Origin of the sequence: Micromonospora sp. NPDC053740, from assembly GCF_040677775.1 — a bacterium.
Lineage (GTDB): Bacteria > Actinomycetota > Actinomycetes > Mycobacteriales > Micromonosporaceae > Micromonospora > Micromonospora alfalfae.
The window spans coordinates 43,634-68,915 of the sequence record NZ_JBFASO010000003.1; the positions used below are offsets into that span (position 1 = coordinate 43,634).

General features: G+C 66.3%; 20 protein-coding genes. 12 read left to right on the forward strand and 8 right to left on the reverse strand.

Going from position 1 to position 25,282, the window contains the following annotated elements; translation table 11 throughout:
- Positions 1–47 precede the first annotated feature (47 nt).
- Genes AB0K35_RS09015 through AB0K35_RS09025 form a run of 3 tightly spaced genes read right to left on the reverse strand, consistent with a single transcriptional unit; the run spans position 48 to position 2,955 of the window.
- Positions 48–1,199 carry a saccharopine dehydrogenase family protein gene (locus AB0K35_RS09015; protein ID WP_363884567.1) on the reverse strand — a complete coding sequence of 384 codons (1,152 nt, stop codon included), beginning with the start codon at positions 1,197–1,199 and terminating at the stop codon, positions 48–50.
- Positions 1,196–2,245, reverse strand: a complete 1,050-nt coding sequence (locus AB0K35_RS09020; RefSeq protein ID WP_238668929.1) for a saccharopine dehydrogenase — start codon at positions 2,243–2,245, stop codon at positions 1,196–1,198. The genes AB0K35_RS09015 and AB0K35_RS09020 overlap by 4 nt, the downstream gene beginning before the upstream one ends.
- Positions 2,246–2,259: 14 nt before the next feature.
- Entirely contained in the window at positions 2,260–2,955 is a 696-nt protein-coding gene (locus AB0K35_RS09025) for a methyltransferase domain-containing protein (RefSeq protein WP_238668928.1), read from the reverse strand.
- A gap of 653 nt (positions 2,956–3,608) precedes the next feature.
- On the opposite strand from AB0K35_RS09025, the gene AB0K35_RS09030 reads away from it, so the two are divergent.
- The 5 genes from AB0K35_RS09030 (at position 3,609) to AB0K35_RS09050 (ending at position 8,916) form a co-directional block, all read left to right on the forward strand.
- A complete protein-coding gene (locus AB0K35_RS09030) occupies positions 3,609–3,989 on the forward strand; it encodes a nuclear transport factor 2 family protein (protein ID WP_238668927.1) in 381 nt (126 codons plus the stop codon).
- A gap of 20 nt (positions 3,990–4,009) precedes the next feature.
- Positions 4,010–5,743, forward strand: coding sequence for a thiamine pyrophosphate-binding protein (locus AB0K35_RS09035; RefSeq protein ID WP_363884570.1), 1,734 nt, complete (start codon positions 4,010–4,012; stop codon positions 5,741–5,743).
- Between the two features lie 63 nt (positions 5,744–5,806).
- On the forward strand, positions 5,807–7,000 hold the full coding sequence (gene metK / locus AB0K35_RS09040) for a methionine adenosyltransferase (RefSeq protein WP_238668925.1): 1,194 nt from the start codon (positions 5,807–5,809) through the stop codon (positions 6,998–7,000).
- A 46-nt stretch (positions 7,001–7,046) separates the two neighbouring features.
- Positions 7,047–7,994, forward strand: coding sequence for a carbohydrate kinase family protein (locus AB0K35_RS09045; protein WP_363884572.1), 948 nt, complete (start codon positions 7,047–7,049; stop codon positions 7,992–7,994).
- Between the two features lie 49 nt (positions 7,995–8,043).
- Entirely contained in the window at positions 8,044–8,916 is an 873-nt protein-coding gene (locus AB0K35_RS09050) for a hypothetical protein (protein WP_363884574.1), read from the forward strand.
- A gap of 10 nt (positions 8,917–8,926) precedes the next feature.
- On the opposite strand, the gene AB0K35_RS09055 is transcribed toward AB0K35_RS09050, so the two are convergent.
- Together AB0K35_RS09055 and AB0K35_RS09060 are read right to left on the reverse strand one after the other, a co-directional pair.
- Positions 8,927–9,949, reverse strand: a complete 1,023-nt coding sequence (locus AB0K35_RS09055; protein ID WP_363884576.1) for a 3-oxoacyl-[acyl-carrier-protein] synthase III C-terminal domain-containing protein — start codon at positions 9,947–9,949, stop codon at positions 8,927–8,929.
- 37 nt (positions 9,950–9,986) lie between these two features.
- On the reverse strand, positions 9,987–11,303 hold the full coding sequence (locus AB0K35_RS09060; protein ID WP_238668921.1) for an MFS transporter: 1,317 nt from the start codon (positions 11,301–11,303) through the stop codon (positions 9,987–9,989).
- 1,049 nt (positions 11,304–12,352) lie between these two features.
- Here AB0K35_RS09060 and AB0K35_RS09065 point away from each other — a divergent pair.
- Positions 12,353–12,784 carry a carboxymuconolactone decarboxylase family protein gene (locus AB0K35_RS09065; RefSeq protein WP_238668920.1) on the forward strand — a complete coding sequence of 144 codons (432 nt, stop codon included), beginning with the start codon at positions 12,353–12,355 and terminating at the stop codon, positions 12,782–12,784.
- Between the two features lie 184 nt (positions 12,785–12,968).
- Here the strand turns inward: AB0K35_RS09065 and AB0K35_RS09070 are convergent, their stop codons facing one another.
- Entirely contained in the window at positions 12,969–13,850 is an 882-nt protein-coding gene (locus tag AB0K35_RS09070) for a helix-turn-helix transcriptional regulator (protein ID WP_363884578.1), read from the reverse strand.
- 206 nt (positions 13,851–14,056) lie between these two features.
- On the opposite strand from AB0K35_RS09070, the gene AB0K35_RS09075 reads away from it, so the two are divergent.
- From AB0K35_RS09075 to AB0K35_RS09100, 6 genes are all read left to right on the forward strand, one after another.
- Positions 14,057–14,929 carry an SDR family NAD(P)-dependent oxidoreductase gene (locus AB0K35_RS09075; RefSeq protein ID WP_363884580.1) on the forward strand — a complete coding sequence of 291 codons (873 nt, stop codon included), beginning with the start codon at positions 14,057–14,059 and terminating at the stop codon, positions 14,927–14,929.
- Between the two features lie 168 nt (positions 14,930–15,097).
- Positions 15,098–15,514, forward strand: coding sequence for a transposase (locus tag AB0K35_RS09080; protein ID WP_363884582.1), 417 nt, complete (start codon positions 15,098–15,100; stop codon positions 15,512–15,514).
- 466 nt (positions 15,515–15,980) lie between these two features.
- A complete protein-coding gene (locus tag AB0K35_RS09085; protein WP_363884584.1) occupies positions 15,981–16,934 on the forward strand; it encodes a PIN domain-containing protein in 954 nt (317 codons plus the stop codon).
- 335 nt (positions 16,935–17,269) lie between these two features.
- Positions 17,270–17,710, forward strand: a complete 441-nt coding sequence (locus tag AB0K35_RS09090) for a GIY-YIG nuclease family protein (protein ID WP_363884586.1) — start codon at positions 17,270–17,272, stop codon at positions 17,708–17,710.
- Positions 17,711–18,021: 311 nt separating this feature from the next.
- Positions 18,022–19,587: an ATP-binding protein gene (locus tag AB0K35_RS09095; RefSeq protein WP_363884588.1), complete on the forward strand. Its 1,566-nt coding sequence runs from the start codon at positions 18,022–18,024 to the stop codon at positions 19,585–19,587.
- A 561-nt stretch (positions 19,588–20,148) separates the two neighbouring features.
- The gene (locus AB0K35_RS09100) at positions 20,149–21,168 is read left to right on the forward strand and encodes a hypothetical protein (protein WP_363884590.1); all 1,020 of its coding nucleotides are present in this window, start codon (positions 20,149–20,151) and stop codon (positions 21,166–21,168) included.
- Between the two features lie 60 nt (positions 21,169–21,228).
- On the opposite strand, the gene AB0K35_RS09105 is transcribed toward AB0K35_RS09100, so the two are convergent.
- On the reverse strand, positions 21,229–23,796 hold the full coding sequence (locus AB0K35_RS09105) for a Nuclease sbcCD subunit C (protein WP_363884592.1): 2,568 nt from the start codon (positions 23,794–23,796) through the stop codon (positions 21,229–21,231).
- A 771-nt stretch (positions 23,797–24,567) separates the two neighbouring features.
- Positions 24,568–25,251: a Crp/Fnr family transcriptional regulator gene (locus tag AB0K35_RS09110; protein ID WP_363884594.1), complete on the reverse strand. Its 684-nt coding sequence runs from the start codon at positions 25,249–25,251 to the stop codon at positions 24,568–24,570.
- Positions 25,252–25,282 lie beyond the last annotated feature (31 nt).

Sequence of the window (25,282 nt, forward strand, 5' to 3'; positions counted from 1 at the left end):
GAACACCATGAGGCGATCGAATTCCAACCATGTACCAGATCATCGGCCTATGGCAGATATTCCTGGCAGGCGACGCCGTTGGCGGACAGGAAGTCCAACCAGCTGTCGATCGACCCGGGGTCGGAGGTCGCCTGGTGCAGACCGGGAGACATCCGTCCGGCCAGCAACTCGGCGAGCCCGCCGGCGAGGGCCACGGAGACCAGGCGAGGTGTCGCGTTCTCGGTGGCATCCCCCTGGACGTCCATCGTGTATTCGCCGGCCCAGCGCGCTCCGTCGCCGGTAACCGCCTCCAGCCGTACGAACATGACCACCCGGTCATGGTCCTCGCTGGTGGCCGGGTACTGCTCGGCCAGCCGCGCGGCCAGAGCGGTGATCTCGTCGGCGGTGCCGTTCTCCAGCTGAGCGAAGACCGGCTGCCAGGCGTCGGTCCATCCGTCGAGCCGGACCGTGCCGCGAACGAAGGTGTCAACCTCCCAGGACTTAGGGAACTGATATGTGGTGATGTAGGGGATACTGTCCCTGTTCGCGTAGACCTCGAACGGTTCGCCACCCAGGACAAGCTTCTCCGCAGCGCGGTACGGCCGGTCGACGGTCAGCTCGCGGCCACCCTCCACGAAGCGGGCGGGGGTGCCGAGGGCGGTCAGGACACCCCGCGGCGCCCAGCTGAACCGGTAGCGGAAGTCGTTCGGCACCGCGGGGAAGCTCCCGCAGTACGACGTGAACGACACAGTCGCCGGAGTATCGCCGAGGGCCTTCTCTGCGGCCTGAACGAGCCGATGAGCCAGCAGATGATCGATTCCGGGGTCGAGCCCCGCGTCGGTCAGCACCACGAGCCCGGCTCGTCGCGCGTCGGCGGCCAGCTCGGCGACCTCCGCGGAGACGTAACTGGAACTGGCGAAGTGCGCCGACTGGCGCAGGCAGAGCCGCAGCACTGTCGGGTGCTCCGCGGCCGGCAGCATGGAGACCACGAGATCACCAGGGCGTACGGCGTCGGCGAGGGCTTCCCAGCCGAGTTCCCGCGCGTCGGCCTGGCCGGTGAGCCCGAGCCGGTCGAGACAGGCCTGCGCCTTCTCGCGGCTGCGTCCCCAGACCGTGGTGCCGGTAGCGGTGGCGCAGACCAGGGCGAGCCCGCTCCCGGTCGACAGACCGGTGCCGAGCCAGTGAACCCGTCCGGTCGGCTCAGTGAGGGTGGATGTCACGACGGGCTTCCCATCAGGTCGAGTTCAGATGTCGCGGCGGCGAACCGGTCGTACGCCCGTCGCCAGACCGGCGTGTCGTCCGGCAGGGTGCGCAGGTGCGGCAGCAGGTCGGCGGAGAAGGCCGCACTCGCCTCACGCGGCAGCAACGAGGGCAGGTTGTCGATGGCGAGCAGGTCGAGCGCGGGCTCGGCACGCAGGTGGTGCACCGGCCGGGCCCAGTCGGTCGGGTTCCGGTAGATCGGCAGGAGGTTGAACTCGGACGTTACGTCGCAGGTCACATCGCTGATCACTGACAACTTGCGAGCCGGGTCGTCGAGATCCTCCGGGCGCACGAACGGAGGCGCGAGTTCGTTCGACAGCACGGTGTTGACCAGCACATCGTGGTCGAGGATCGCCCGGCGGTCGAGATCGCGGGTCTCGGCGACGTCCCACGCCGTGGGCTCGACTCCGCCCACTGACAGCGCGTCTCGCGCGCCCCGGCCGCACCGGCCCAGCGCACCGATCACCAAGGCGCGTACACGGGCGTTCCCGGACGCGACGAGAGCCTCGTCCAGTTCCGGGCGGCTCATCGTCCGTAGGGGCGGGACGAGCCGGCCCCGGAAATGCAGGAGCGCCAACGCCGCGCCCACGTAACCGGCCCAGTAGCCGAACGCGGCGACCCGACGGCCCGTGTCGTCGGTCAGGTATTCCAGGTCCAGCAGAGTTCCACCGGCCCGGAAGCGGCGCAGCAGCGCCGCCCCGTCGCGCTGACCCTTGTAGGCGTGCCCGAAGAAGATGTGCCGGTGGCGCAGCGGCTCCGGCTCGTCGGCAGGGGCCTTGAGCCCCACGATGACGGTCTCGGCCGACGCCTCCGGCCAGGTGCCGGCCGCGACGATCCGGGCACCGGCCGCCGCGTACTCCCCGGTGTCGAAGATTCGGTGCGCCGACTCCTCGACGGTCAGCCGCACGCCGTCGGCGATCAGCACCCGGGCGTCATCAGGGGTCAGGACGGTACGGTGCTCGTCCGGGTTGATCTCTTCGCGTAACCACAGCTCAAGAACGCTCATCACACGCTTCCCGATCAGGCGTGCAGCTGTGCTACGACCACGGACCGCCGGCGCGGACCCGACTGCGGGCGCTGGTAGTGGAAGTGCTGGATCTCGACTCGGTCGAAGCCCGCAGCGAGCGCCTGCTCACCGAGGTAGCCGGTGGACAGCCAGTAGAAGCCCTTGACGTTCGAGGCCGCCTGCACCCAGGAGTCGTTCTGGGTGTCGTCGTTGGACGCCACGAACGACGCCACGCCGGCAGGTCCCGGTTCGAGCCACGAGTGGATGCGCTTCAGGATCGGCTGAAGTCCGTTCTCGGGGTCGTACAGATGCCCGAGCACGCCGTCCATGTAGATGACCGACCACTTCTCGTCAGGCGTCCAGGTGTTCAGGTCCGCCTGCTGCGCCTCAAGGCCCTTGGCCCGAGCGAGATCGACCGCCTCCTCCAACGCGTCCACCGCATACACGCGGAAGCCGGCCTTGGCGGTGTCCGCCTCCACCACGGCGTTTCCGCAGCCGAGGCTGAGCAGGCCGGTGGCCTTGTTGCTCCGCAACTGGTTCACCAGGACGCCCGTCATCCAGCGGCGGTACTCGCTGGAGTAGGTCGACGGCGTCACCGAGTCGCCACGGGCTCCGCCCTTCTCCCAGATCTCGAAGAGATTCGGCTCTCCGTCGCCCTGCGGGCGATAAAAATCCAGAAGTTCCGTGTTCTGCCGACTTTCCGTGCTCATTTTCCCCCCGTTTGCTACCGGTTGTTCACAGAATCACGTGACGAGTACGACCGCGTGCACAATGGCACACATCGACGCGTCGTATCGCCTTGACGGTTCAAGTGATTAGTCAGAATCCCCGTATGCATCGAGACGACCAGGAAGCACCAGGCCACTCTCGCCAGTTCGGACCCCAGCCCGACAGAGATCGATGCAAGCACATGCACCCCTAGCTGTGCAAGCAATGTTTCCTAAGATGTGGGAACGGCGACTCGACGCCCAGGCTAAATGCCGATCAGCGACTGGAGAACGCTCCACGTACCCCACACCGGACGCGCGATGAGCTATCGTGCCGAAGGTCCGGCGGGTGACATTCCTGCAAAGTCGCAGCTCCTTGGCCGCCGCGTACACATGTCGTCCCAGCACACGAAACGCCACCTTTTAAGATCACTTGCATCGATGCCAATGGAGGCACCGCGTCACCTCGCCCCACGCCACCGCCGCCCCCGACGAGCACCGTCTGTGACGAGCGCCACACGTAGCGGGGCAACGAATGTGAGGATGATGTCGGATCATGCATTTCGTCCACTAACGCGTCAGCCCGTCACCCCTCCCTGACCGGTGATCACCACGACCGGAGCCGCTCTGTGGTGAGCCGCGAATAATTGCCGGAGATGTCCGTGCCGCAAATGATGAATCGGATTCACCTCGACGACGTGGTGCGCACCTACTACCGTCGGGTCGACGCCGATGACATCGATGGGATGATGCTTCTCTTCGAACCGGACTCCATTTACGACAGGCCAGGCCAGAAGTCCATTATCGGGCGATCGGCCATATCTGCGTTCTACCGTTCCCAGCCACCTATTCGTAGCCGCCGGCACAACCTTTCCTCCTTGATCATAGAAGGGCCGGAGGTGGCAGTGCACGGCACTGCGGACCGGATCACCCTGGACGGGCAGCACTCGACAATCGGCTTCGCCGACTTCTTCACCGTTTCCGGATCCGGCCGGTTCTCTTACCGCCGGACCTTCTTCTTCGTCCCATTCGCCTAGCGACTCCCATGGAGAGATCAATGAGCGCAGCTGAGGGTGCGGCGCGCGCCGGCGCGGAACTTCTGGTCGAAGCGCTGGTGCGGCACGGTGTCAACACGATCTTCGGCTTCCCCGGAGACACCAGCATCCACTTCTACGACGTCATCGCGAGGCGCCCGCAGGACGTCCGGCACGTGCTGGCCCGCGACGAACGCCACGCGGCGTACATGGCTGACGGCTACGCCCGTACCCTCCGCCGCCTCGGGGTCTGCGAAGCGCCCAGCGGCGCGGGCGCCGTCTATCTGGCCAGCGGTCTGGGCGAGGCCTTCGCTTCCGGCATCCCGATCCTGGCGATCAGCACCGACAACCCGCATGGCAGCCGGGGCACCAGCGCCATCAGTGAGATCGACCAGATGGCACTGTTCAGCGGCGTGACCAAGTGGCGGCGAACCGTGGACCAGGCAGCTGACCTGCCCGGCGCGGTCGCGGAGGCCGTCGCCGCAGCGACGAGCGGCCGTCCCGGCCCGGTAGTGCTGATCATCCCGGAGAACGTTCTGGAGGAGACCGCCGACCTGCCCGTCGCCACCGGCAGCAGCACGGTTCCCGCCGCACGCCCCCTCGCCCCGACCGAGGCAGTGAACACGGTGGCCGGACAGATCGCACAGGCCGCACGCCCCGCGATCGTCGTCGGCGGCGGCGTACACCTGTCCGGTGCCTGGCGCGCCCTCACCGACCTCGCGGAGCACGCGGCCATTCCGGTCGGCACCTCCATCCACGGCAAGGGCGCCCTCGCCGAGGACCACCCACTCGCCCTCGGCGTCGTCGGCGCCAACGGCGCCCGGGAGTACGCCAACGACTATCTACGCAACTCCGACTTCGTCCTCTTCGCGGGAACCCGCGCGAACGCCACCGATACGGCCAGTTTCACGGCACCCCCACGCTCCGGCACCCGGATCGCGCACATCGACCTCTCTCCGCAGCGGGCCGGACGCAACTACCCCGGAAGCACGCCCCTGATCGCGGACGTCGGGACGGCTCTCGACCAGCTCCGCCAGGCGCTACCCGCCGCCGACGAGCAGACGCGCGACGATCGGATCCAGGCTCTCGCCACCGCCCGGCAACTGTGGGTCACGGCGAACTCGTCGCCACTGCCGGACCCCGGTGACCAGCGGCTTCAGCCGCGGGACGTGGTTCGTGCGCTGCATGCCGAATTCGGCGGGTCCACCTGGGTCGTGGCGGACGCCGGAACTCCCACGCCGTTCCTCGCCTCGTTCTGGGAATCGTCCGGCGACGGGTGGCGAGTCGTCATTCCTCGCGGGCACGGGCCACTGGGCTTCGCCATCTCGGCCGCGATCGGCGTTGCCGTGGCGCACCCCGGCGAGCGGATCCTCTGCCTCACCACAGAGGGCAGCGTGGCGATGGGTCTCGGCGACTGGGAGACGGCCGGCCGGCTCGGGCTGCCGATCACCTACGTGGTCCTGGACAACACCTCCCTCGGCTGGATCAAGATGATCCAGCACCTTTACGCCGGCGGGCGCTACTTCGCGGTCGACCCCGGACGTATCGACCCCGTCCTGCTCGCCAACGGCATGGGACTGCCCGCGGCACGAGCGTTCGACCCGGAACAGCTCAGCGTGATGATCAAGGAGGCGGCCACCGGGAGTGGTCCGTCCGTCATCCACGTCCGGGTTCCCGAGCACATGGACAATCCGCCGCCGGTGGAGGCGTGGCAGGCAGCAATCGCCGGCACCGCCACGCAGCGCCCGATCCACTGAGGACCTTCGCCCCTCCGCCGGCGCGCCTGACCCTGGAACGCGCCGATATCGAAAGGACACGTCGTGGCACGCCGCCTGTTCACCTCCGAGTCGGTCACGGAAGGCCACCCGGACAAGATCGCTGACCAGATCAGCGACGGAATTCTCGACGCCCTGCTCGCACAGGACCCGCGGAGCCGCGTCGCGGTGGAGACCCTGATCACCACGGGCCAGGTGCACGTGGCGGGCGAGGTCACCACGCAGGCCTACGCCAACATTCCCGGCATCGTTCGCGACACGATCCTGCGGATCGGTTACGACTCGTCGAAGAAGGGCTTCGACGGCGCCTCCTGCGGCGTGAGCGTCTCCATCGGCTCGCAGTCGCCCGACATCGCGCAGGGTGTCGATGCCGCCATCGAGAAGCGCGAGGGTGGGACCGGCGACTCGCTGGACAGCCAGGGCGCCGGGGACCAGGGCATGATGTTCGGGTTCGCCTGCTCGGAGACGCCGGAGCTGATGCCGCTGCCGATCGCGCTGGCGCACCGCCTGGCCCGCCGGCTGTCGGCCGCCCGTAAGGACGGGACGATCCCCTACCTGCGTCCCGACGGCAAGACGCAGGTCACCATCGAGTACGACGGTCTGCGTCCGGTGCGTCTGGACACGGTGGTGGTGTCGTCGCAGCACGCCGCCGACATCTCGTTGGAGTCGCTGCTGACGCCGGACGTCAGCGACCACGTCATCGCTCCCGAGCTGGAGGCCCTCGGCCTGGACGTCGAGGGTTACCGGCTGCTGGTGAACCCCACGGGCCGGTTCGAGATCGGCGGTCCGATGGGTGACGCGGGCCTGACCGGCCGAAAGATCATTGTCGACACGTACGGCGGTTACGCCCGTCACGGTGGTGGTGCGTTCTCCGGCAAGGACCCGTCGAAGGTGGATCGTTCGGCGGCGTACGCGACGCGCTGGGTCGCCAAGAACGTGGTGGCGGCCGGCTTGGCCGAGCGGTGCGAGGTGCAGGTGGCCTACGCGATCGGCAAGGCCCACCCGGTGAGCTTGTTCGTAGAGACGTTCGGGACCGAGAACGTGCCGGCCGAGCGGATCGAAAAGGCGATCAAGGAGGTGTTCGACCTGCGTCCGGCCGCGATCATCCGCGACCTGGACCTGCTGCGTCCGATCTACCAGCAGACCGCAGCGTACGGCCACTTCGGCCGTGAGCTGCCGGACCTGACGTGGGAGCGCACTGACCGCGCCGCCGACCTGAAGAGCGCGGCGACCAACTGACATGGGGCGGCTCTACGTCACCGGATCGATCGCCACGGATCACCTGATGCGTTTCCCCGGCCGCTTCTCCGATCAGGTCATCGCGGACCGCCTGCACGCGGTGTCGCTGTCCTTCCTGGTCGATGAACTGGTGATCCGTCGTGGTGGCGTTGCCGCCAACATCGCGTACGGCATGAGCAGGCTCGGTCTACGACCGAGCCTGGTCGGCGCGGTCGGGCGCGACTTCGCCGACTACCGATCGTTCCTGGAACGGCACGGCGTCGATTGCTCGCCAGTGCTCGTCGTCGATGGCGAGCACACTGCTCGCTTCATCTGCACCACAGACGAGCAGCAGTGCCAGATCGCGTCCTTCTATCCCGGCGCGATGGCCGAAGCCCATCGCCTGGACCTGGCCGCCGTCGTCGGTGGAGACCGAGCCGCACCGGACCTGGTGATCATCTCGCCCGACTCGCCGGCCGCCATGCTGAGACACGCAGCCTGCTGCCGGCAGGCCGGCTGGCCCTTCGCAGCCGACCCGTCGCAGCAGATCGCCGGGATGCCGGGTGAGCAACTGCGTGCCTTCATCACGGGGGCCCGCTACCTGTTGACCAACGAATACGAGTTCGACCTGCTTCTGGAGAAGTGCGAACTGACCAAGAAGGGTCTGCTCGGGCTGGTCGGCACCGTGGTGACCACACTCGGCCCGCGAGGCGTACGGATCCGCGACGAAAACGGCGACGCCACGGTGCCCGCCGCGTCGGTCCCGGTGGTGGTCGACCCCACCGGCGGTGGCGACGCCTTCCGAGCCGGATTCTTCGCCGGCATCGACTGGGGCCTGTCGCACATCGACGCCGCCGCGATCGGATGTCAGCTCGCCTGGTACGCCCTGCAACACGAAGGTGGTCAACAATACGACGTGACTGTCGAACAGCTCTGCGCCGAGCTCGCCAAGCATTACCGTATCGACCTGGCCGATGCCGTGCGTGCGGCCGTCGGCCGCACCGACGCCAGCTGAACGCCCCACTGTCGAAGGCACTGCGCACATGTTGCTCGATGGAGAAGCCTTGTACGAGATCACCGAGACCCGGATCTCCTATCACCGGGGTGACATTGCCGCTGAAGCGCGGATCGAGGCGGTCCTGCCGGCCGGCTCCGGGCGCTGGGCCGTCGTCACCGACGCGACCCCGTTCCACCCGGTCGACGCCGCCTGGCCGGACCAACCGGGAGATCACGGCAACCTGACCGTGGGCGATCAGGTCACCCCGGTCGTCGACACCCAGATCGTCACGTTCCGGCCGGCCGACGGTGCCGTGTCCATCGGGCCTGAGGTGACCGCACGCCGTGGCGACACCGAGCACGTGTTCGCTGTCGCTCACCTCATCGTCAAGCAACCGGAGGAGTCCTGGGTGGGTCGGACCGCCCAGCTGACGGTGGACGATCATCGGCGTCGGTGGTTGAGCGCCGCCCACACCGGGTGCCATCTGGTGGCGTACGCGTTCAACGAGGCCACCGAAGAACTGTGGAGCAAGGACGCGCCCCGGGATTCCCGGGGAAGCCGCAACTTCGACGCCGCCGCGCTGATCGACAGCCGGCACGACCTGGGCAGCAGCGTGGACCGCTACCGCCTGGGCAAGTCTTTACGACGCAAGGGTTTCGACCACGCCCGGATGCTCGCCGGCCTCGACACGTACCTCGCTCGCGCCAACGATCTGCTGGCCTCCTGGGTCGCCGCCGATGCCCCGGTTCATCTCGTCGGATCGTCGGACAGCTTCACTGCGGAACGGGTCTGGCGCTGTGAGATCTCGCCGGTGGCGACGATGCCGTGTGGCGGCACACATGTCAGCAGCCTCGGGCAGCTGCGTTCCATCGAGATTCGGGCCGAGTACCTGGAGCCGGAGAAGGAGATGCACCTCATCGCGGCCTCTCTGCCGCGATGAGCGGAGGCGGTCAGACCTCCAGGAGGGTACAGAACCAGTGCATGCCGTACCCGATGCCGGCCAGTGCCACCACGTCGCCCTTCTGCAGATCGCCGCGCTCGACATAGGTGTCCAGGCACATCAGCTGGTCAGCGGCGCCACAGTGGCCGATTGACGCCCCCAGCTCGAAGTTGGTCCGATCGAGCGGCAAGCCGACCGCCTCGGCCACGTCGACCATCGCCTTGTAGTTGTCGTTGAGGTAGATCAGCCGGGTCAGCCGGGCCCGGTCGACACCGGAGCGCGCGAAGGCGTTGTCCACGACCAGAGCGACCCGCTGGTTCAACTCGCGGGTGAACCGTGTGAAGTGGTCGGGGTCACGGCGGAACTGCCGGTAGACGGCGGCGAGCCGGTCAAATTCGAGGTTGCCGAGGCCCTCCGGGGCGATCGGTGCCGCCGCCCCGCCGTACTCCACCCGGAAGAAGTCGACGCATTCGGGATCAGTGAACTGGTCGGTCGCCAGCCACCGCAACGTCGCGTGGTTCCGCCTCAACACCGCGGCGGCGGCCCCGTCGCTGGAGACACACGTGTTGGTGTTCATCCGGTTGGCGTGCCCCTCACTGACCTGGTTGATCGCGACGAGGAGGACGGTCCGCACGTCGTCACGGACGGCGAAGGTCCCGGCGATCTGCTGGAACGCCGTCACCGTGGCGGCGCAGGCCTGGGTGAGCAGCAGGGTCGGCGTCCCGACCATCCCCAGCTCCCGGGCCACCGCCGAGGAGACGTCCCACTGCAGGTAGTCAGGGACGTCGCTGGCGGCCACCACGAGCAGATCGACCTCGCCGACCTCGATCCGCGCACGCTCCAACGCCTGGGCGGCCGCTCGGGCGCCGAGGTGCGCCGACGTGGTTCCGTCGACGACCCGATGGAACGTGCGATAGCCCCACGCCATCACACGCTCGGGATCCTTCACGTAGCTCGGTGCCACCTCAGCGACATCCTGCGGTTCCCCCAACGCGGCACCCAGCGAGACGACACCGAATTGCACGGGCGGCATGGCACTTCCTTCCTTGTGGCGGTACTCCACGCTCGGGTCAGGCCCCTCCGGCCCGGCTGGGCACCCCGGCGTCACCGGGTTCCCGGGAACGCGGCGGACGCTGTGTGAGCACCGATGTGAGCACCCCGGCGACGAGAAGGACGGCTCCCAGGACCAGCCAGCCGACCGGCCCGCGTCCGACGACGGCAACGGTGAGCAGCCCCGGGCCGATGACCGCGAAGCCACCCGCGCCAAGGTTGTAGAGACCGAGATAGAAATTGCGTCGATCAACCGGGGACAGCCCGAAGGACACGCCCCATCCTCCGGCCGACTGCCACAGCTCCCCGAAGGTCAACGCCACCGCGGCGAGTAGCAGAACAACCGTCGCGCCCACGTCGCCCAACCCGCCCGACACCGCGGCCAGGACGCAGAACACCGCGAGGGCCACACCCGCGCGGCGCTGGAGCCGACCGGCATGACCGAGGTCGTCACCACCACGGCTGAATCGGACCTGCAGCGCAACGGCAAGGACGGTGTTGATGAGCAACACGACTCCGACGACCGGCTTGGGCGCCGACGTCTGCGTCACGATCCACAGCGGCAGCGCGACACCCAGGATCGCAGCGTGCAGGAACAGAATGCCGTTGAGCAGGGTCAGCGACACGAAACGCAGGTCCCGCCAGGGGAGTGCCCCGACACTGGCACCGCGCTCGCGTACCGCGACACCCCGCGGTAGCTCCGAGCGCACCCGCAGCAGCAAGAATGCGGTGATCAAGAAAGCCGCTGCGTTGACCAGTACAAATCCGATGTACGCCGACGCGTCGGCCAGGGTGATAAAGAGTGTGGCTGCCAGCGTAGCGAGGGAGTAGGCCGTGTTGCGCACCACCGAAACGGCTGCCATCGTCCCGACCGGCGTATCGTCCTCGGCGATCGAACCGGCAATGGATTGCAGCAGGGGGGTGGCCGCGTTCTCGGCCATGCCGATGAAACACGCCGCTATCAGGAATCCGCTGAAATCGTCGACCAGCGGATAGGCGAAGAAGCCGGCAGCGCGCCACAACTGGAGCACGATGAGCATCCGGGGCGCTCCGACCCGATCGGCGAGCCGGCTGATGGGTACGACGCAGACCAGCCCGCAGAGCGCCGCGATCGACAGGCCGGTGCCCACCTGCGTGCTGGTCAGTCCGATGACCTGCGTGTAGAAGAGGATCGACCCGGTGAGGAAGATCCCCCGACCCGCCGCGTCGATGAAGACCGCCAGCAGGAAGGCCCGGGCGGCTCTGCCACGGGACAGCCGGCGGATCAGATGCAGGTCGAGTCCGAGTAACCGGTTCAACGCCGTTGGCCGCGAACAATCGTGGCGGGCATATTCCATTGGGCCGCCATATCGGCGCTACCCCGAATGAAGCCCGCATGGTGATCCTCACGGGCGCCCATTCGCAACGTCAAGTGCGCATGTCGAATCATTCGCCGACCCTTCCCCCGATGTTCGGCACCACAACGCTCGCGGGAAACAGTCCAAGGCAACGGTCTGATTGACCCACAGCGATCCGTGTTCGGATCCTAGATCGACGGCGCAGCGGCGACAATGGATGTCCCACAGCGCGGCTGTGAAGTAGCTCTCACCATCTGCAACGGTCTGTGGCACACGCTGGGCGGCCACGCGTCCGTCGGCCGGCCGAGGCGCCGTAGGCCACCTCGTTGGCATCGGCGGTCCCCGTCCGGGGGAACGGGGGCTGCTGGCACACACCCCACCAGATGTTCACTGCCGATGCGGCACGGTTGCGCGGCGCGCAGATGCAAGGATCCGGGGCGTCATTGATGCTGGCTCAGTGCCGTTTGGCTGGTCGGGGGCTTTCCCTGCTCTGTGCGCCCGAAGGGACTCGAACCCCTAACCTTCTGATCCGTAGTCCGAAGTGAACGCGCCCACTTCCCACGCTCGGCTCTATCGCAAGATCTGTCCGACCGCAACCACTTCAGTCCGGCCGCATCCCACCGCGTCCGTGCAGGTCCAAGGCCCGCAAGCGTCACGCATGGAGGTTGATCGATAATTTGGCCCGCCTCGTAAGCGGCCAGAAGTCCGGCCCCGTCCCCAGAGCGTCCGTGTCAGTTCCCCGACGTCCGTGCACCCACCGAGCACCCACAGCCCCACCTCAACCTGGGCCGATTGCCGGGGTTGACGTGGCAGAGAGGGCAGCGGCGCCCGTGGTAGCGGGATTCTGATCCGCGCTGGTTCCACCATCTGGGCAAGTGCTGCTGTCGACATGAGTGGTCCGCTGACGGCTGAGTTCGAGGCCAGCTACGTCGGGGGTTATGGGCCCAGGCTCGCTCTTCCTTGATCAGCTTGACTAGGTGCGACCCTCAGTCACGTTCGAAATGCCGGATTTCGCCTGCTTCGTCCTTGCACATGGAAGAGTGAACATCATGACGATGAGCGATCCGGCATCTGCGGCGACAGACCCGGGGTACGCCGCCGCGCTGGACACGGCTGAGCGTCTGCTGGGCTTCCGCTTGGAGCGCTTTCTTGGCGCCACCCCTGGTGAGCCAGCTAACGGCGCAGACTTCAAACGGATCGCGACGATGCACGCCTTCGGCGACGTCTGGCCGCGCACCGAGCACCTAGATACACGGACGCGGGCACTGGTGTCCGTCACCATCGCGGCGACACTCGGCGTCCTGGAGCCCCTCCGTGGTCAGCTCCGCATCGCGCTCAACGCCGGCGCCACCAAGGAAGAGATCGCCGAAGTCTTTCTTCAGGTCGCGGCCTACGCTGGCGTAGCGCGCGCGTTCGACGGCTACCAGGTCGCGGCCCAGGTCTTCGCAGAGAACCCGGATCGTTCAGACCCTGGTAAGTAAGGGGATCAAGGGTTTTGGTGGCGGGCGAGGCGGCTGCCCTGCGCCGACAGCCGCCGAGGACATGCTGGAAAAACGGCGCGAAACTCGTCGCGGTCCTGCGCGACGCGATCCCGCCCGAGTCAGACTTGAGCAGCGTGGTGGGTTGACCAGCGCGGCACGGGACTGTCCGACCTTCGGCTCTGTCTCACATTCGGCTCTGTCCCATCGCCACCGGTGTGTTCGTCCACTGGGCGAGCAACTTCAGTGCCTCGTGGGATGAGCTGTCTGGTTCGGCGGTGAACACCACGAGGTGCTGGTCGGACTTGCCGCTGACGTCGAATTGCTGCGAATCGAGGATGAGCGGACCGACCAGTGGATGCTGGTAGATCTTGCGGCGCAGCGTGGCGCCGGTCACGAGGTGGCCGCCCCACCAGGTGCGAAAGTCCGCGTCTTTGACGGAGAGAGTCCCGACAAGTTCGGCCAGGCGCTGATCGCTCGGGTAGTTCCGGGCCTCCATACGTAGATAGGCGACGCATTCCTGGGCGGCCCTGGCCCAGTCGGTGTTCAATTCCCGGTAACCCGGATCGAGAAAAGTGAGCCAGAGAAGGTTCCGGTGCCGCTCCGGCAGTGCCCCATAATCGGTGAACAAGGCAGCGGCCAGGGGATTCCAGGCGAGGATGTCCAGTCTCCGGCCGAATACGTAGGCGGGAACTTCGTACAGGCTATCGAGCAATCGCTGGGTCTGCGGGTCAACCCGCGACGTGGTCTGAGTACGGGATCCTGGGCGCTGTTTCGGCCCTGCGATCGAGTGCAAGTACTCCCGGCCGTCGCGGTCGAGACCAAGCGCGTCCGCGAGGGCGTCGAGGACCTCGGGTGACGCAGTGGTGACGCGTCCCTGCTCGAGCCGGGCCAGATAGTCCGCGCTGACATTGGCCAGCTGGGCGACCTCTTCACGGCGCAGCCCGGGAACGCGGCGCCGCCGTCCGCCGTCGGGTAGGCCGACGTCGTCCGGCCGGATACGTGCACGACTGGCCCGCAGAAACTCAGCAAGCGGATTGCTCACGCTGGACTCCGGGCGCTCGGACATGAAACCCAATCTACCCCCGGGCCTCGGCGGATACCTGGGACTGTCTTTCCCATGATGAACTTTCCCATGAAGAACCGAACCTGGCCGACCCGATAAACCACGATGACACTTGGACGCATCAGCAAGCCACCACTTGCCCGGACAGCAGCAAAGCCAATAGAGGGCACGGATGTCCGGGCCGGGACTAATGGGAGAGGAAGCCCTCCATGTCGAAAACGATCGTGGTGACCGGTACCGCAACTGGAATGGGCCGGGCCATCGTCGAAAAGTTCGCCTCCGAAGGCTGGAACGTGGTCGCGACGGTCCGCAAGGAGGCCGACCTGACGGTGCACGATGGATTGGAGCGGGTCAGGACGCTGCTGCTGGACGTCGATGACGAGCAGGCGGCAGGGCCCTTCGCGCAGACCGCCGTGGAGCAGTTCGGACAGGTCGACGTCTTGGTCAACAATGCGGGTTTCTACCAGATGGGGCCGGTGGAGGTGAGCAGCATGGACCAGATCCACCGGCAGTTCCAGACCAACGTGTTCGGACTGGTCGCGCTCAGCCAGGCCTTCCTGCCGATCTTCCGCGCCCAGCGCTCCGGAACGATCATCAACATCTCCTCGTTGACCGCCGAGCAGGGTTATCCGTACAGCGCCGTCTACGCCGCCTCCAAGGCAGCCGTGGCGGCGCTCAGCGAGGGGATGAGCCTGGAGGTGGCCGCCTTCGGCATCGCGGTCAAGGCCGTCCTGCCCGGACAGCACTCCACCCGCATTTTCACGAAGATCGACATTGCGCAGGACGTCCCTGCGGACTATCAGGCTGGAATCGATGCGTTCTTCTCCAAGAACGCGCCAACCGGCTCCGACCCGTCGATCACCGCCGACGTCGTATACCGAGCCGCCGTCGACGGGGACAACACCAAGGTACGTTACTACTCCGCACCGGACTCGGCAGCCATTCCCAGGGCCAAGCAGATCCTGGGCACCGACGGCTACTGGGCGGAGTTCCGTAACGCCGTCCTCGCAAAGCCCAGTCCGCTGTTCACCGCGCTGATCCCGGCTCCGGGCGAGCACCCGATCGAGTGGCAGATCTCCTGACTAAGCGCTGACGGCCGCAGAGTTGACAAGGAGTCGTTGCCTGGTCCGTGTACAACGACTACGACCGGGCGGCGACCTGGATCGCCTGCAGCGAGCCACAAAGGTGAATGACTCCCTGAGACCGGACACCTCCTGACTTGGCATCCTGCCGAGGAGGAGGAAAGCGCTGTGGCTCGACAGAGCAAGTACCCCGAGGAGTTCCGCCGCCAGGCCTCTGCGCTGGTGCTCGACTCAGGTCGCACGATCCGTGACGTAGGCCGGGAGTTGGGCATCAACCACGAGACGCTGCGCAACTGGGTCGATCGTTTGCGGCAGGAGCGCGATGGCGACCGGCCCAGCGACCTGGCCGCTGACGAGCGGGCCGGTTGCGGCGTCAGGTTGCCCAGCTGGAGCTGGAGAAATTTGGACTGGGCCGGCACGCACCGGACAGGGCGGGACGCAAGGGATGCTCGTCGCACGAGCACCCACCGAGCACCCAACTGTCCACAAGGGATGGAACAAGCAAGGGGCCTGACCGCCATTCTGGCAGGTCAGGCCCCTTGTGATCTTGTGCGCCCGAAGGGACTCGAACCCCTAACCTTCTGATCCGTAGTCCGAAGGAGATATTAGTCTTCCACAAAGAGCACTATATGCCAAATCGAGTCGGTCCGCAACCTCCCTAGTCCAACCCCGTCCAACCACGTCCTTGCTGGTCCGGGCGCTGGGCGCGACTACCATCGCTACCCATCGATTAGCGCGAGGGCTCGCGATAGCTGATGAAATCCTGCTCCGTCCCGGTAAATCCACGCCCGTCCCCCGTCGCCCGAGCAGCCACCGAGCAGCCACGGATCTACCGCGGCGTTGGTCGACGTCAGCCAGTCGGCGGTAGGTGCCCGATCGATCGGCTCGCAGATCGACCGCTTCGACCTGAAGGGAAGGAGGTGTGCTCAAGGATCGACCCGTCGATCGAGACGAACTGTTGAGCCAGTGCCGTCGCCTTGGTCTAGGTGCGCCTCCACAATCCGCCGCCGGATGACGGCGAATGGCTTTGGTCTTGGTTAAATGTCATCCGATGTCAGCTGCGATGCGGCCGAACGTCAATGCTGCTAAGGCGGGCGGAGCTGGCAAGATCGTCGCCATGCTTGTCACCTTGTCGCCCGGCGCCCACACCTCGCACGTGCTCGACCTGCTGTTCGGGGCCAAGACAACGATCAGGAACAATCACGATCTGACCAAGTACCTGGACTGGGCGAACGAGAACGCCCGCGTCCTGCGCAACCAGATCCGGTCCACCGATATCGACCGACTGATCTTCACCGCGCGGTTCTGGCGCCTGGCCGAGTTCGGCGACCGCCGCGATCGGTTTACCCAGGATCTACTCAGCGCTGAGCTCACCGAGCGGGCCGACGTGTGGGAACAGGCATGGTCAGCGCTCAAGGCCGAGATCGACAGGTGGAGCTCCGACGCCTACGTGATCGTGGTGGACACCAGCGTCTTCATCCACCACCCCGACAAGATCCGTGACATCGCGTTTGCGGATCTGCTCAACGTCGGAAACGAGGAGGTACGCCTCGTGGTGCCCCGGGTGGTGGTCGACGAGCTGGACCGGCTCAAAGAATCGGGCAATCAACAGAGCCGGTGGCGTGCCGCGCACACCCTCGGCGTTCTGGACGAGCTGCTGGAGCAGCCGCGATCACGCGTGACGATCCGCGAGGCCGACAACCACAACGAGGTCATCGAAGCCGGCGGTGTGCCCCACGACAAGGTCACCATCGAGGTGCTGTTCGACGACGCACACCATGTGCGGCTGACCGACACCGACGACGAAATCATCGATCGGACACTCGCGCTGCAGCCCTACACCCGAACGCTGCCCGTCCGGCTGCTGACCATGGACACGAGCATGGCTCTACGCGCCCGGATGCTCGACGTACGAGTCCTCAAGCCCACCAAGGACATAGGCGACGAGCCAGCCAAGCCAGAGCCAAAGCCGACAGTCAAGACCAAAGCCGTGCCAGTCCGGTAGGCATCGCACGGTGTGGCAATGATTCCCAGTCGGGCTGGCCGCCGCGCAGACCGCCCTGGCCACGGCCCGCGCCGCCGGGGAAAATCGCAAGCGACGAGCAGCCTTGAGGAACTGGAACGGCGGATCACGGCGAGGGAGGCCGAGTTGGCGATCGTGTGGCAGGCCGCAATGGCCGCCGGCGTTGACCGCGACCGCGACTTCGCGGAGTACCGCCGAACTCTGCGGCCACACTCGCGTGCTCGGTGCGCTCCGCGAGACCCGGGTACAGCTAGCCCAGATCTTGACAGGGGCGACGTGAGGGTTGACGACCTCACCACCAGCCGGGACGGTGACCGATGACCACCTACGGCGAATACCAGGGTCGGCGGCGGCTGGCCGCCCGATACCGACGAGAGATCCGCAGCTACGGCACCCACGGCGACCCGACCGAAGCCATGATCGAGGCCTCGTCGACCGTCTTCGGATGCTTCGGCGACCCCGGCCTGCCGCACCACTACGCCGGCGTGTACTTCATCGCCAGCGGCTCCTTCATCAAGATCGGTGAGGCCGCCGACCCGTACGAGCGGATGCGCCCCATCCACGGCAGCAACCCCCACGGCTTGGAGTTGCTGCACGTCATCGCCGAAGACAGCAAACACGTCCGCCAGCAACTGGAGAACCTGCTCCACCGGCGCTTCGACCACCTGCGTTTGTCCACTCATGAGGAATGGTTCCAGAACCACCCCGAGCTGACAGGGTTCATCGGCTCCATCTGCTCCGAGGAGCGCTACCCGTGATCGGCGACCACGGCTCCGCCGCGCCGGTGACCGACCGGCTCGGCCGCGCCCCGCTCGACGCCGACCGCCCTGAGCAGGCCCCGCAGGAAGCCGCAGTCAGCCCGCGCACCGTCGTCGGTGGAGGTGAGACCGACATCAGACCAACGGCGGCAAGGTCTCGCAGCCGATAGGCGAGCGTGCTTCCCGGAGTCCCGCGACCGGGCAAAATTGCTGCGCCGCTCGGCCCCCCACATCCATCGACAGATGTGGTATCAAACGAGGCAGACCAGTGGCCTCGACTTCCCGAGCAGGCAGAACTTGAGGAGCGCAGCTTGATCGTCGTTGACGGCCGCACCGATTCGGAGAAGCTACAGGAACTGCTCGCCGCAGGTACAGAGGAGACCGCGCTGGACTTCAAGGCGACGCTCGACCTGAGCAGCCGAACGTCGAAGGACTCGCTGGAGTTCGTCAAAGACTGCATCGCGATGGGCAACCTGCCTGGTGGGGGTTACATCGTGATCGGCGTGGATGGCCGGGGCCAGCCGGCCCATGATCAGCCCCCCGTAAATGTCCGACAGTTCGACTCCGCAGACCTCCGTAACAGGATCGCGAAGTACGTCGAGGCCCCGGTGCACATCCTCAGCCAGCATCACGAGGTCCGGGGCCGGACCATCGTCCTGGTATACGTACAGCCCAACCCAGACGGCCTTCCTGTGCCGGTCTCGACGATCGGTCAGTACACCAGGGATGGTGGTGGGATCGCTGTCGTGTTCAACGAGGGTGAGGTGCTGATCCGCGAAGGCACCTCCAACGTTCGACTCCGATACGCGCACTGGAACGACCTGCTCGGCCGTTACCGCGAGCGGGTACGCCAGGAAGCCCGGCACGACATCGACGACCTTGTCCGCGGGCTCATCGACGCACTCCGGCGCGGCGGGACGGCGGCTGGATCCTCCGTGCCGTTGCTCCTCGAGATGGAGGAGGACGTCTTCGCGGAGGCGGTTGTCGCGTCCTTGGACACCACGAGTACGGTTCGGATCAGGCAATTCGTGACCAACGCTGTTGCGGCGATTATGCCCGGTGTCTCCGCACCCGACACTCGTTCGGAGCAAGCGCTCGACAAGCTCGCCGTCATCGCGGTCCAGGCTATCCACTACGACCGTCTAGACGTGTTCGACATTGTGATCGATGGTCTCTACAGGGCGTACAACACGGCTCAGGCGGGCGTCGCCGGCACCCGCGACATCGCGCGACACTGGCTCAACGTGCTTCTGAGGTTGTTCGCGATCGGAAGCTTCGCCGTCCGCCAGCAGTCGTGGCGATTCCTCCCGTGTCTGGTGTTCAAGCCCGTCGCGATCCTGCCCCACCACGTCTACGTGACCTGGTTAAAGCACGGCCAGGTGTTCGCATCTCGAGCCAATCTGCTGCTTTCCCAAGACGGCGCCGAACGGGGCGGTCAATTAATCTCTCTCGCCCGCGCCCTGACCGCCCAGCACCCCGCATTGCATCCGGATCTTCCAGCCAGCCTCATTGAGCCGGTCGATAGCCTCTCCCAGACCGATCTCCTCCTCAACTCGCTGTGCCAGTTTGATCTCTGGTGGTGTGTGATGGCGCAGGCAGCGTCATCTCGCGAAAACGCATCGGCCTTCTACCCGAACTGCGCGGCGCTGCACCAGTTCCGCGCACAGCCCGCGCTCGACACAATCGCCACAAACGAACTTGTGCGACGCGAGGTCTTCGGCACCATCACCGATGACGCGATTGCCGCAGCGCTGGTCACGGTGGCCGAATCCGCCACCCTCCAAGCGATGCATTACGGCGGCTTCTGGGTTGGGCTAGGCGAAAGCCCGGCCGTCGAACAGTTTGTGCATTCGCACCTGGCGGGTGAGGGCACCTAACTCTCCCAGGCCCACGCCCGCGTCCCGGCGCCAGGAGTCGACGTGCAAGCGCCGCAGGATCTCGTGGGCGGAGGCGACGTAGGGCGCCAGGTAGCTCCCCGGCACCAGCGAGTTCAAGCCGCAGGTGCGAAAGAAGGCGATGTGATCACGGGCATCTACCTCGCGCCTGGGGATGAGTACGAGGAAGGGTTTACTGCGATGCCGGCATGGCAGCATCAGGAGCTAGCGGGGACGGGATCCTCGCCGCAGCGCAGGTCCACGTCGATGGCACACCGGGGCACCTTAGCCCGGTTATCCCCAGTCGGCAGGAGGGCGCAGAGATTGGGCCCGGCAGGCGAGGTATCGGCACGGCCCAAGCCGCAGCCTGGAAGTGCAACGCCGGCTACGGCACGTCGGGCAGTTGTAGGGCTGTGATTTGCGCTGATATCGAGTACGGCGACCAGGTGATTAGCAATCAGAGGCGAGGACCACGACCGGCTGGGCATACCTCCGCACATGGGCCGGATCTGCGGCAGCTCAACCTTCCAAGAAATCCAACGAGCTCACAAGGAGGCACCGCCCGTGCCTGACGAAATCGTGTTCACGGTGAACGGAGTCAACGCGGTACCAGCACAGCGCATCTCGCTGGTCGAGGCCGGCCTACTGGAACGTCAACACCTGCAGCAGTGGGTCATCGACCATCCCGAAGTCATCGACAGCGACATGAAGGTCGTGACCTTCGAATACGGGCGATGGATAACAGCCGGCGGCATGCCGGCCGCCGACCGGCTCGACGTGTTGGGTCTGGACCGGGCCGGACGGCTCGTCGTCGTCGAACTCAAGCGGGACCGCGCCCCAGACACCGTCACGATGCAGGCGATCAACTATGCGGCCATGGCCCGCCTGTTCAGCCTCGACAGCCTCGCCGAGGTTCACGCCGCTCACCTCGGTGGCGACACGACTACCGACGAGGCATTGGCACAGCTGAAGGAATGGGCCGAAGGCGTGTCCGACGAGACATTGCGAACGCCACGGATCATCCTCATGGCCGGCGACTTCGGACCAACGACTACTAACGCCGCTCTCTACTTGTACGAGTCCGGAATTGACATTCGACTCGTCCGCTACCAGCTCTATCTCACCAGTGGTGGAGAGACCGTCTTGTCAGTGGCACGGCTCCTACCGGTTCCGGATGCGGAGGAGTACATGGTCCGTCCGCGCTCGAGCAGTGGCACCCAGGTCGCCACGCAGGCCGCGAAAGTCCGCCGCGCCTCCGCTGTGGATCGGCTGATCGCACACAAGACCATCCCCGATGGCACCGAACTGACCATCGTCGTACCCGACCAGGTCGGCCAAGACCGTGAAACCATCGGAGCCTGGCTGGCGACGCACCCCGACCGCGCCCGTGTGCGCTGGCACAACGACAGTTCCGGGCCCGCTGAATGGGCGCACGACGGTGCACGGTGGCGGCTGATCCGGCTCATCAGCCACATCATTGAGACTGCGACCGGGCAGCGGCCCAACGCCCAGGTCTGGGCCCAGGGCTGGTTCCGCGACCAGAACGATCGCACGCTGCACCACCTTGCCGAGCCGCTGTCCTAGAGCGAACGAACTTCTCACGCCGCGTTCGCCACACGTGTGGGCTGGCAGCCACGCTGAGACCTACGACATCGACGAACCCAGCTTGACCGTCCGGCGCTTGAAAGGAACCGGGCCACCTTCCAGGTGGTACAGCGCCAGGGTGTTGAGGTCGTGACGCTCGAGGGATCCGGTTGCCTCGACGACACCGTTGTTCGCGTCGGAGGTGAGAGTGATGATCATTTCGGCGTCGGCGGAGACGACGAGGCCAGGGCTGCGGGTGGCGAAGATGTACTGCCGGCTGCCCCGCAGGTCGCGAAGCTTCGCCACGAGGTATTCCTCGATCCACGGTGCGTGAAGGGCGTCCTCAGGCTGGTCGATGATCAAGGGGTCGTTGCCGTCGGCGAGGGCGATGATGAGGATGGCGGTGCACTTCTGGCCATGCGCGAGCCGCTCGATCGCCACATACCCGTCGTTGGCGTGTTTGCGGAACTCGACGGAGAGGCCGTCGTGCAGGTCGAGGGTCTGCATCCGCAGGAAGTCCTCGATGGCGCCCTTCTCCCGCACGTACTCGAACAACGTCTCGACGTGCCTGCGCTCCGCGCCCGTGGCGTCACACACACCGTTGACGTCGTCATCGAGGAACGAGCGGACCAGCTTGACCGGGATCGACCCTTCGCAGATCAATTGGATGACCTGAGCCCGCAGCCGCGATCCTTTGGCGATAGCCGTCAGCTCGGCCAGGTAGGCCGAGTCGTCGTTCTCGGACAGCATCTTGATCCGGACGATGCCGCCCATAAGCCTGTTGAGCGCCTTGATCCGGTCCTCACGCCGCCGGCGCCGCGCCTTGCGCGCTTCGATGAGCTCGGCGATCAACTCTTCCCGGTAGGACGTGGCCGTGGCCAGGTTCGGCACGAGTTCGTCGTCGAGCTGGGTCTGCTGTGCGTCGAGTTTCGCCTTCTCCGTTTGAAGTTCGACGAGCCGGGTGCGCAGGGCGGCGAGACCCTTGTTATCGACATCGATACGGTTGACCGCTTCGGCGAGTTCGTGGTCGAACTGCCGGTACCGGTCGTGCCACTCCTGTCGGATGTCGACGAGTTCCTTGTTTACCACCAGCAGCACCTGCGCCAGCTGCGCGTTCGCCGTCTCGATCGCCTCACGCAACTGTGTGTATGCCGTCTGCGCTCGCTGGTAGAGGTCCTGGTTGTCGGCGATGGCGGCCGAAGCCCGGAACTTCTCTCCGCTGTCTGTTCGGGCGGTGACCTTCAGTTCGGGGATGCCGACCACGGGCTCGAAGAGGGCCTTCTCGGCACTCCACTTTGCCTGCATCTTGATGGTCTCGCCGTCGAACAAGCCGGATAGCTCTTCCAGGCGCTTCTCGACCTCCGGAAGGGTCTCTAACTTCGCGCGGGCCTGCGCGATCTTCGTTTCGAGCGATCCGATGAGTCGAGCGTTGTCGTTGAGCTGGCTGACCGCGTCCGTTTCGCGGATCTCGAACTCGGTCAGGTCGAGGGCGGCGTCGATGAGCGCCATCCGGCCGACCGGAGTCCGGGCGTACTCGATCACCTCGCCTTGCGAGAAGCCGGTGATCGCGATCCGGCCGGACAGGCCGGTCAGCTGCTCGGCGTCGCCGATGAATTCAGGCTGGGTGGAGCCGTCCTCGAAGTACGCACGGCGTACGAGGCACCGCGCGTGGCCGCGGGTGAGCACGACCTCGACGGTCGAGCCCGAGGTGAGCGCGTACTTCAGCCGGGAGTCGACTTCCTTGCGAACCTGTGGGAAGTCGGTGGCGTCGGTCTGCTGGTCGAGAGTGAACCGGACCAACTCGATGAGCAGCGATTTGCCCGCTCCGGTGCCGCCAAGCAGGCAGTTGAGATCGCACGAAAACTCGAATTGCTGACCGTCGAGGAACCCACCGGTCACGGTCACAGACTCGATCACCGTGTGCTCCGACGCCATGGGTTCTTCTAGACGGACACGCAGAGCCGGATCCGCCAGCGCATGCCGCAGGCCACGCAAGTCCGGTCGCGAGGCCTTGATCCAGCTCCGGCGGTGGCCGATGCCACGCAGGACGTGGGTGCTGGCACCGGGTGCGGTGGTGTCGGAACTGCGGACGACCGCGAGCTCGCGCCGGCCGTCGAGCCGCGCCTTGATCCGCTCGACCTCAACTAGGTCGACGATCTCGACCGCGCCGATGGCGTCGTCGAGAAGCGTCTGGTTGATGCGGTCGGCCACGGCGAGGCGGAGCAGGCCCTTCTCCCGCTCGGCGTGCGCCGGGATTGCCAAGCCGCCCCGAGCGGTGATGACCTTCGCGGTGTCGATGAACCCCTTGTCCAGGGCCTTGTGCAGGTCGCCGTGGTCGGTGCGGAGCACCCCGAGTTCAACGAGCACGTCCTCGATCTGCTGCGCCGGGGTGCCCTCTTCCCAGATGGCGAGGAGATGCCCTTCGGCCGTGCTGAGTTCCAGGCCGGGCAGCACCACGAGCGTCGTGTCTCGGGCGGCCTCAGCCATTCTGTCGCACCAGCCGGCGGTGTTGTGGTCGGTGACGGCGATCGCGTGCAGCCCGGCATCGATCGCCGCGTCGATGATCTGACGGGGCTCGCTCGCGCCGTAAGTTTGCGTGTCGACATCGCGTGAGGCCGGGGTGTGCACGTGGAGATCGACGGCCCAGAACCGTGCGGGTCCGCGCTTCGTGCCCGTCGGCGATGCCGCCCGACTACTCACCGCTGAAGCCGTTGCTGACGTCAAAACACTCGCTCCGTGTGATCGTTCGCCGATGGTCTGAGCGCCCGGCTCGACACTGTAACGCTCAGTGAGCCCATGAAGAGGCCCGACACTCGCCCATACGTACGAATAGCCGCCACCGGAGGAGGCCGTGTCAGACTATCCGCCTCGGTCAGCCATCCGACCTGCCGAGGAGTTCCGGCTTGGCGGGCGGTTGGCCTCGTCCAAGGACGAGGTCAACCGCCCGCACGTACCGTTACCGGGGTGCGCTGAGCCCGCCGGTCTTTGCCTGCGGAAGGCCGGCAGCCGCCCGGCGGGCGCACGCGAATTGCTGACGGTTTCACGCGAGGAGCAGGCGGGCCGCCGGTGAACCCCTGGCCCGGTGGCTGCGGTGCTGGCTGTCGACCAACCCCGATCCGCGCGACAACAGGGATGCCCTACACGCCGAGACGTGGCGGTATTCCTGGTTCCGCACCTCGGGCAGCTGATCCTGGGTGACCTGACCGAACGGCAGCTAAGGCGGCGTTCGCGCGGATCGCCGTCACCCACGACCGGGCCGGGCAGCCGCAGATCCCGTGCACCCTGCACCACGTGCACACCACACCTCGCGAGCGGCGTTGAACGCCGCAGTTCGAGAAGGGCTGAGCGGCGACAACCCGGTCCGCCGGGTCGAACTGCCCGCCCGGGACCGGTTGAGAGCTAGTCAAGTTCGGCAATTAGACGCAGCGCCTCGCTGTCTCGTACGACGATCTCGCGGTAGCCCGTGGCGACAACGTCGTCCGCCCGAAGGCCTCCGAGCGCCTTCTGCAGGCTGATTTCCGCGGCGCCGCAGAGGGTAGCCAACTCGTCCTGCGTTAGTCGGATGTCGATGACCAACCCGCGAGGGCTGCGTCGTCCGTAGGCGGCTGCGAGTTCCCACAGGACTCGGGCCAGACGAACTCGCACAGGGTATGAGGTGAAGTCGATCCGTCGCCGGTTGGCCCACCGAAGACGGTCGGCGACGATCCCGGCCACCTCTAGGGCGGCTTCAGGGTAGTCGCGGAGGAAGGCCCTGAATGCGTTGCGGTGGATGATCCGGATGGTTGATGGACGACAGGCAGTGATCGTCGCCGTCCTCGGTGTGCCGTTCAGGGCGGAGATCTCTCCAACTATGTCGCCAGACACACGGATCGCCAGCAAGGCGTGCCGGCCGTCGGAGAGTGCTGCCGTGACTTTGACGAGCGCGTCATGGAGCAGGACCACGTGGGTTTCCAAGGCGCCCTCCCGGAGAAGCACCTGGGCCTCTCGCACCGAGCGCCTGACTCCCATCGCCAAGAGTTGCTCTCGCGTCGACGGTTGGAGGCGTCCGAGGAACGTGGCGGATGGCCAGAGCACTTCCTCCATGTACACCTCCTCAGACTCCAGAGATCATTCT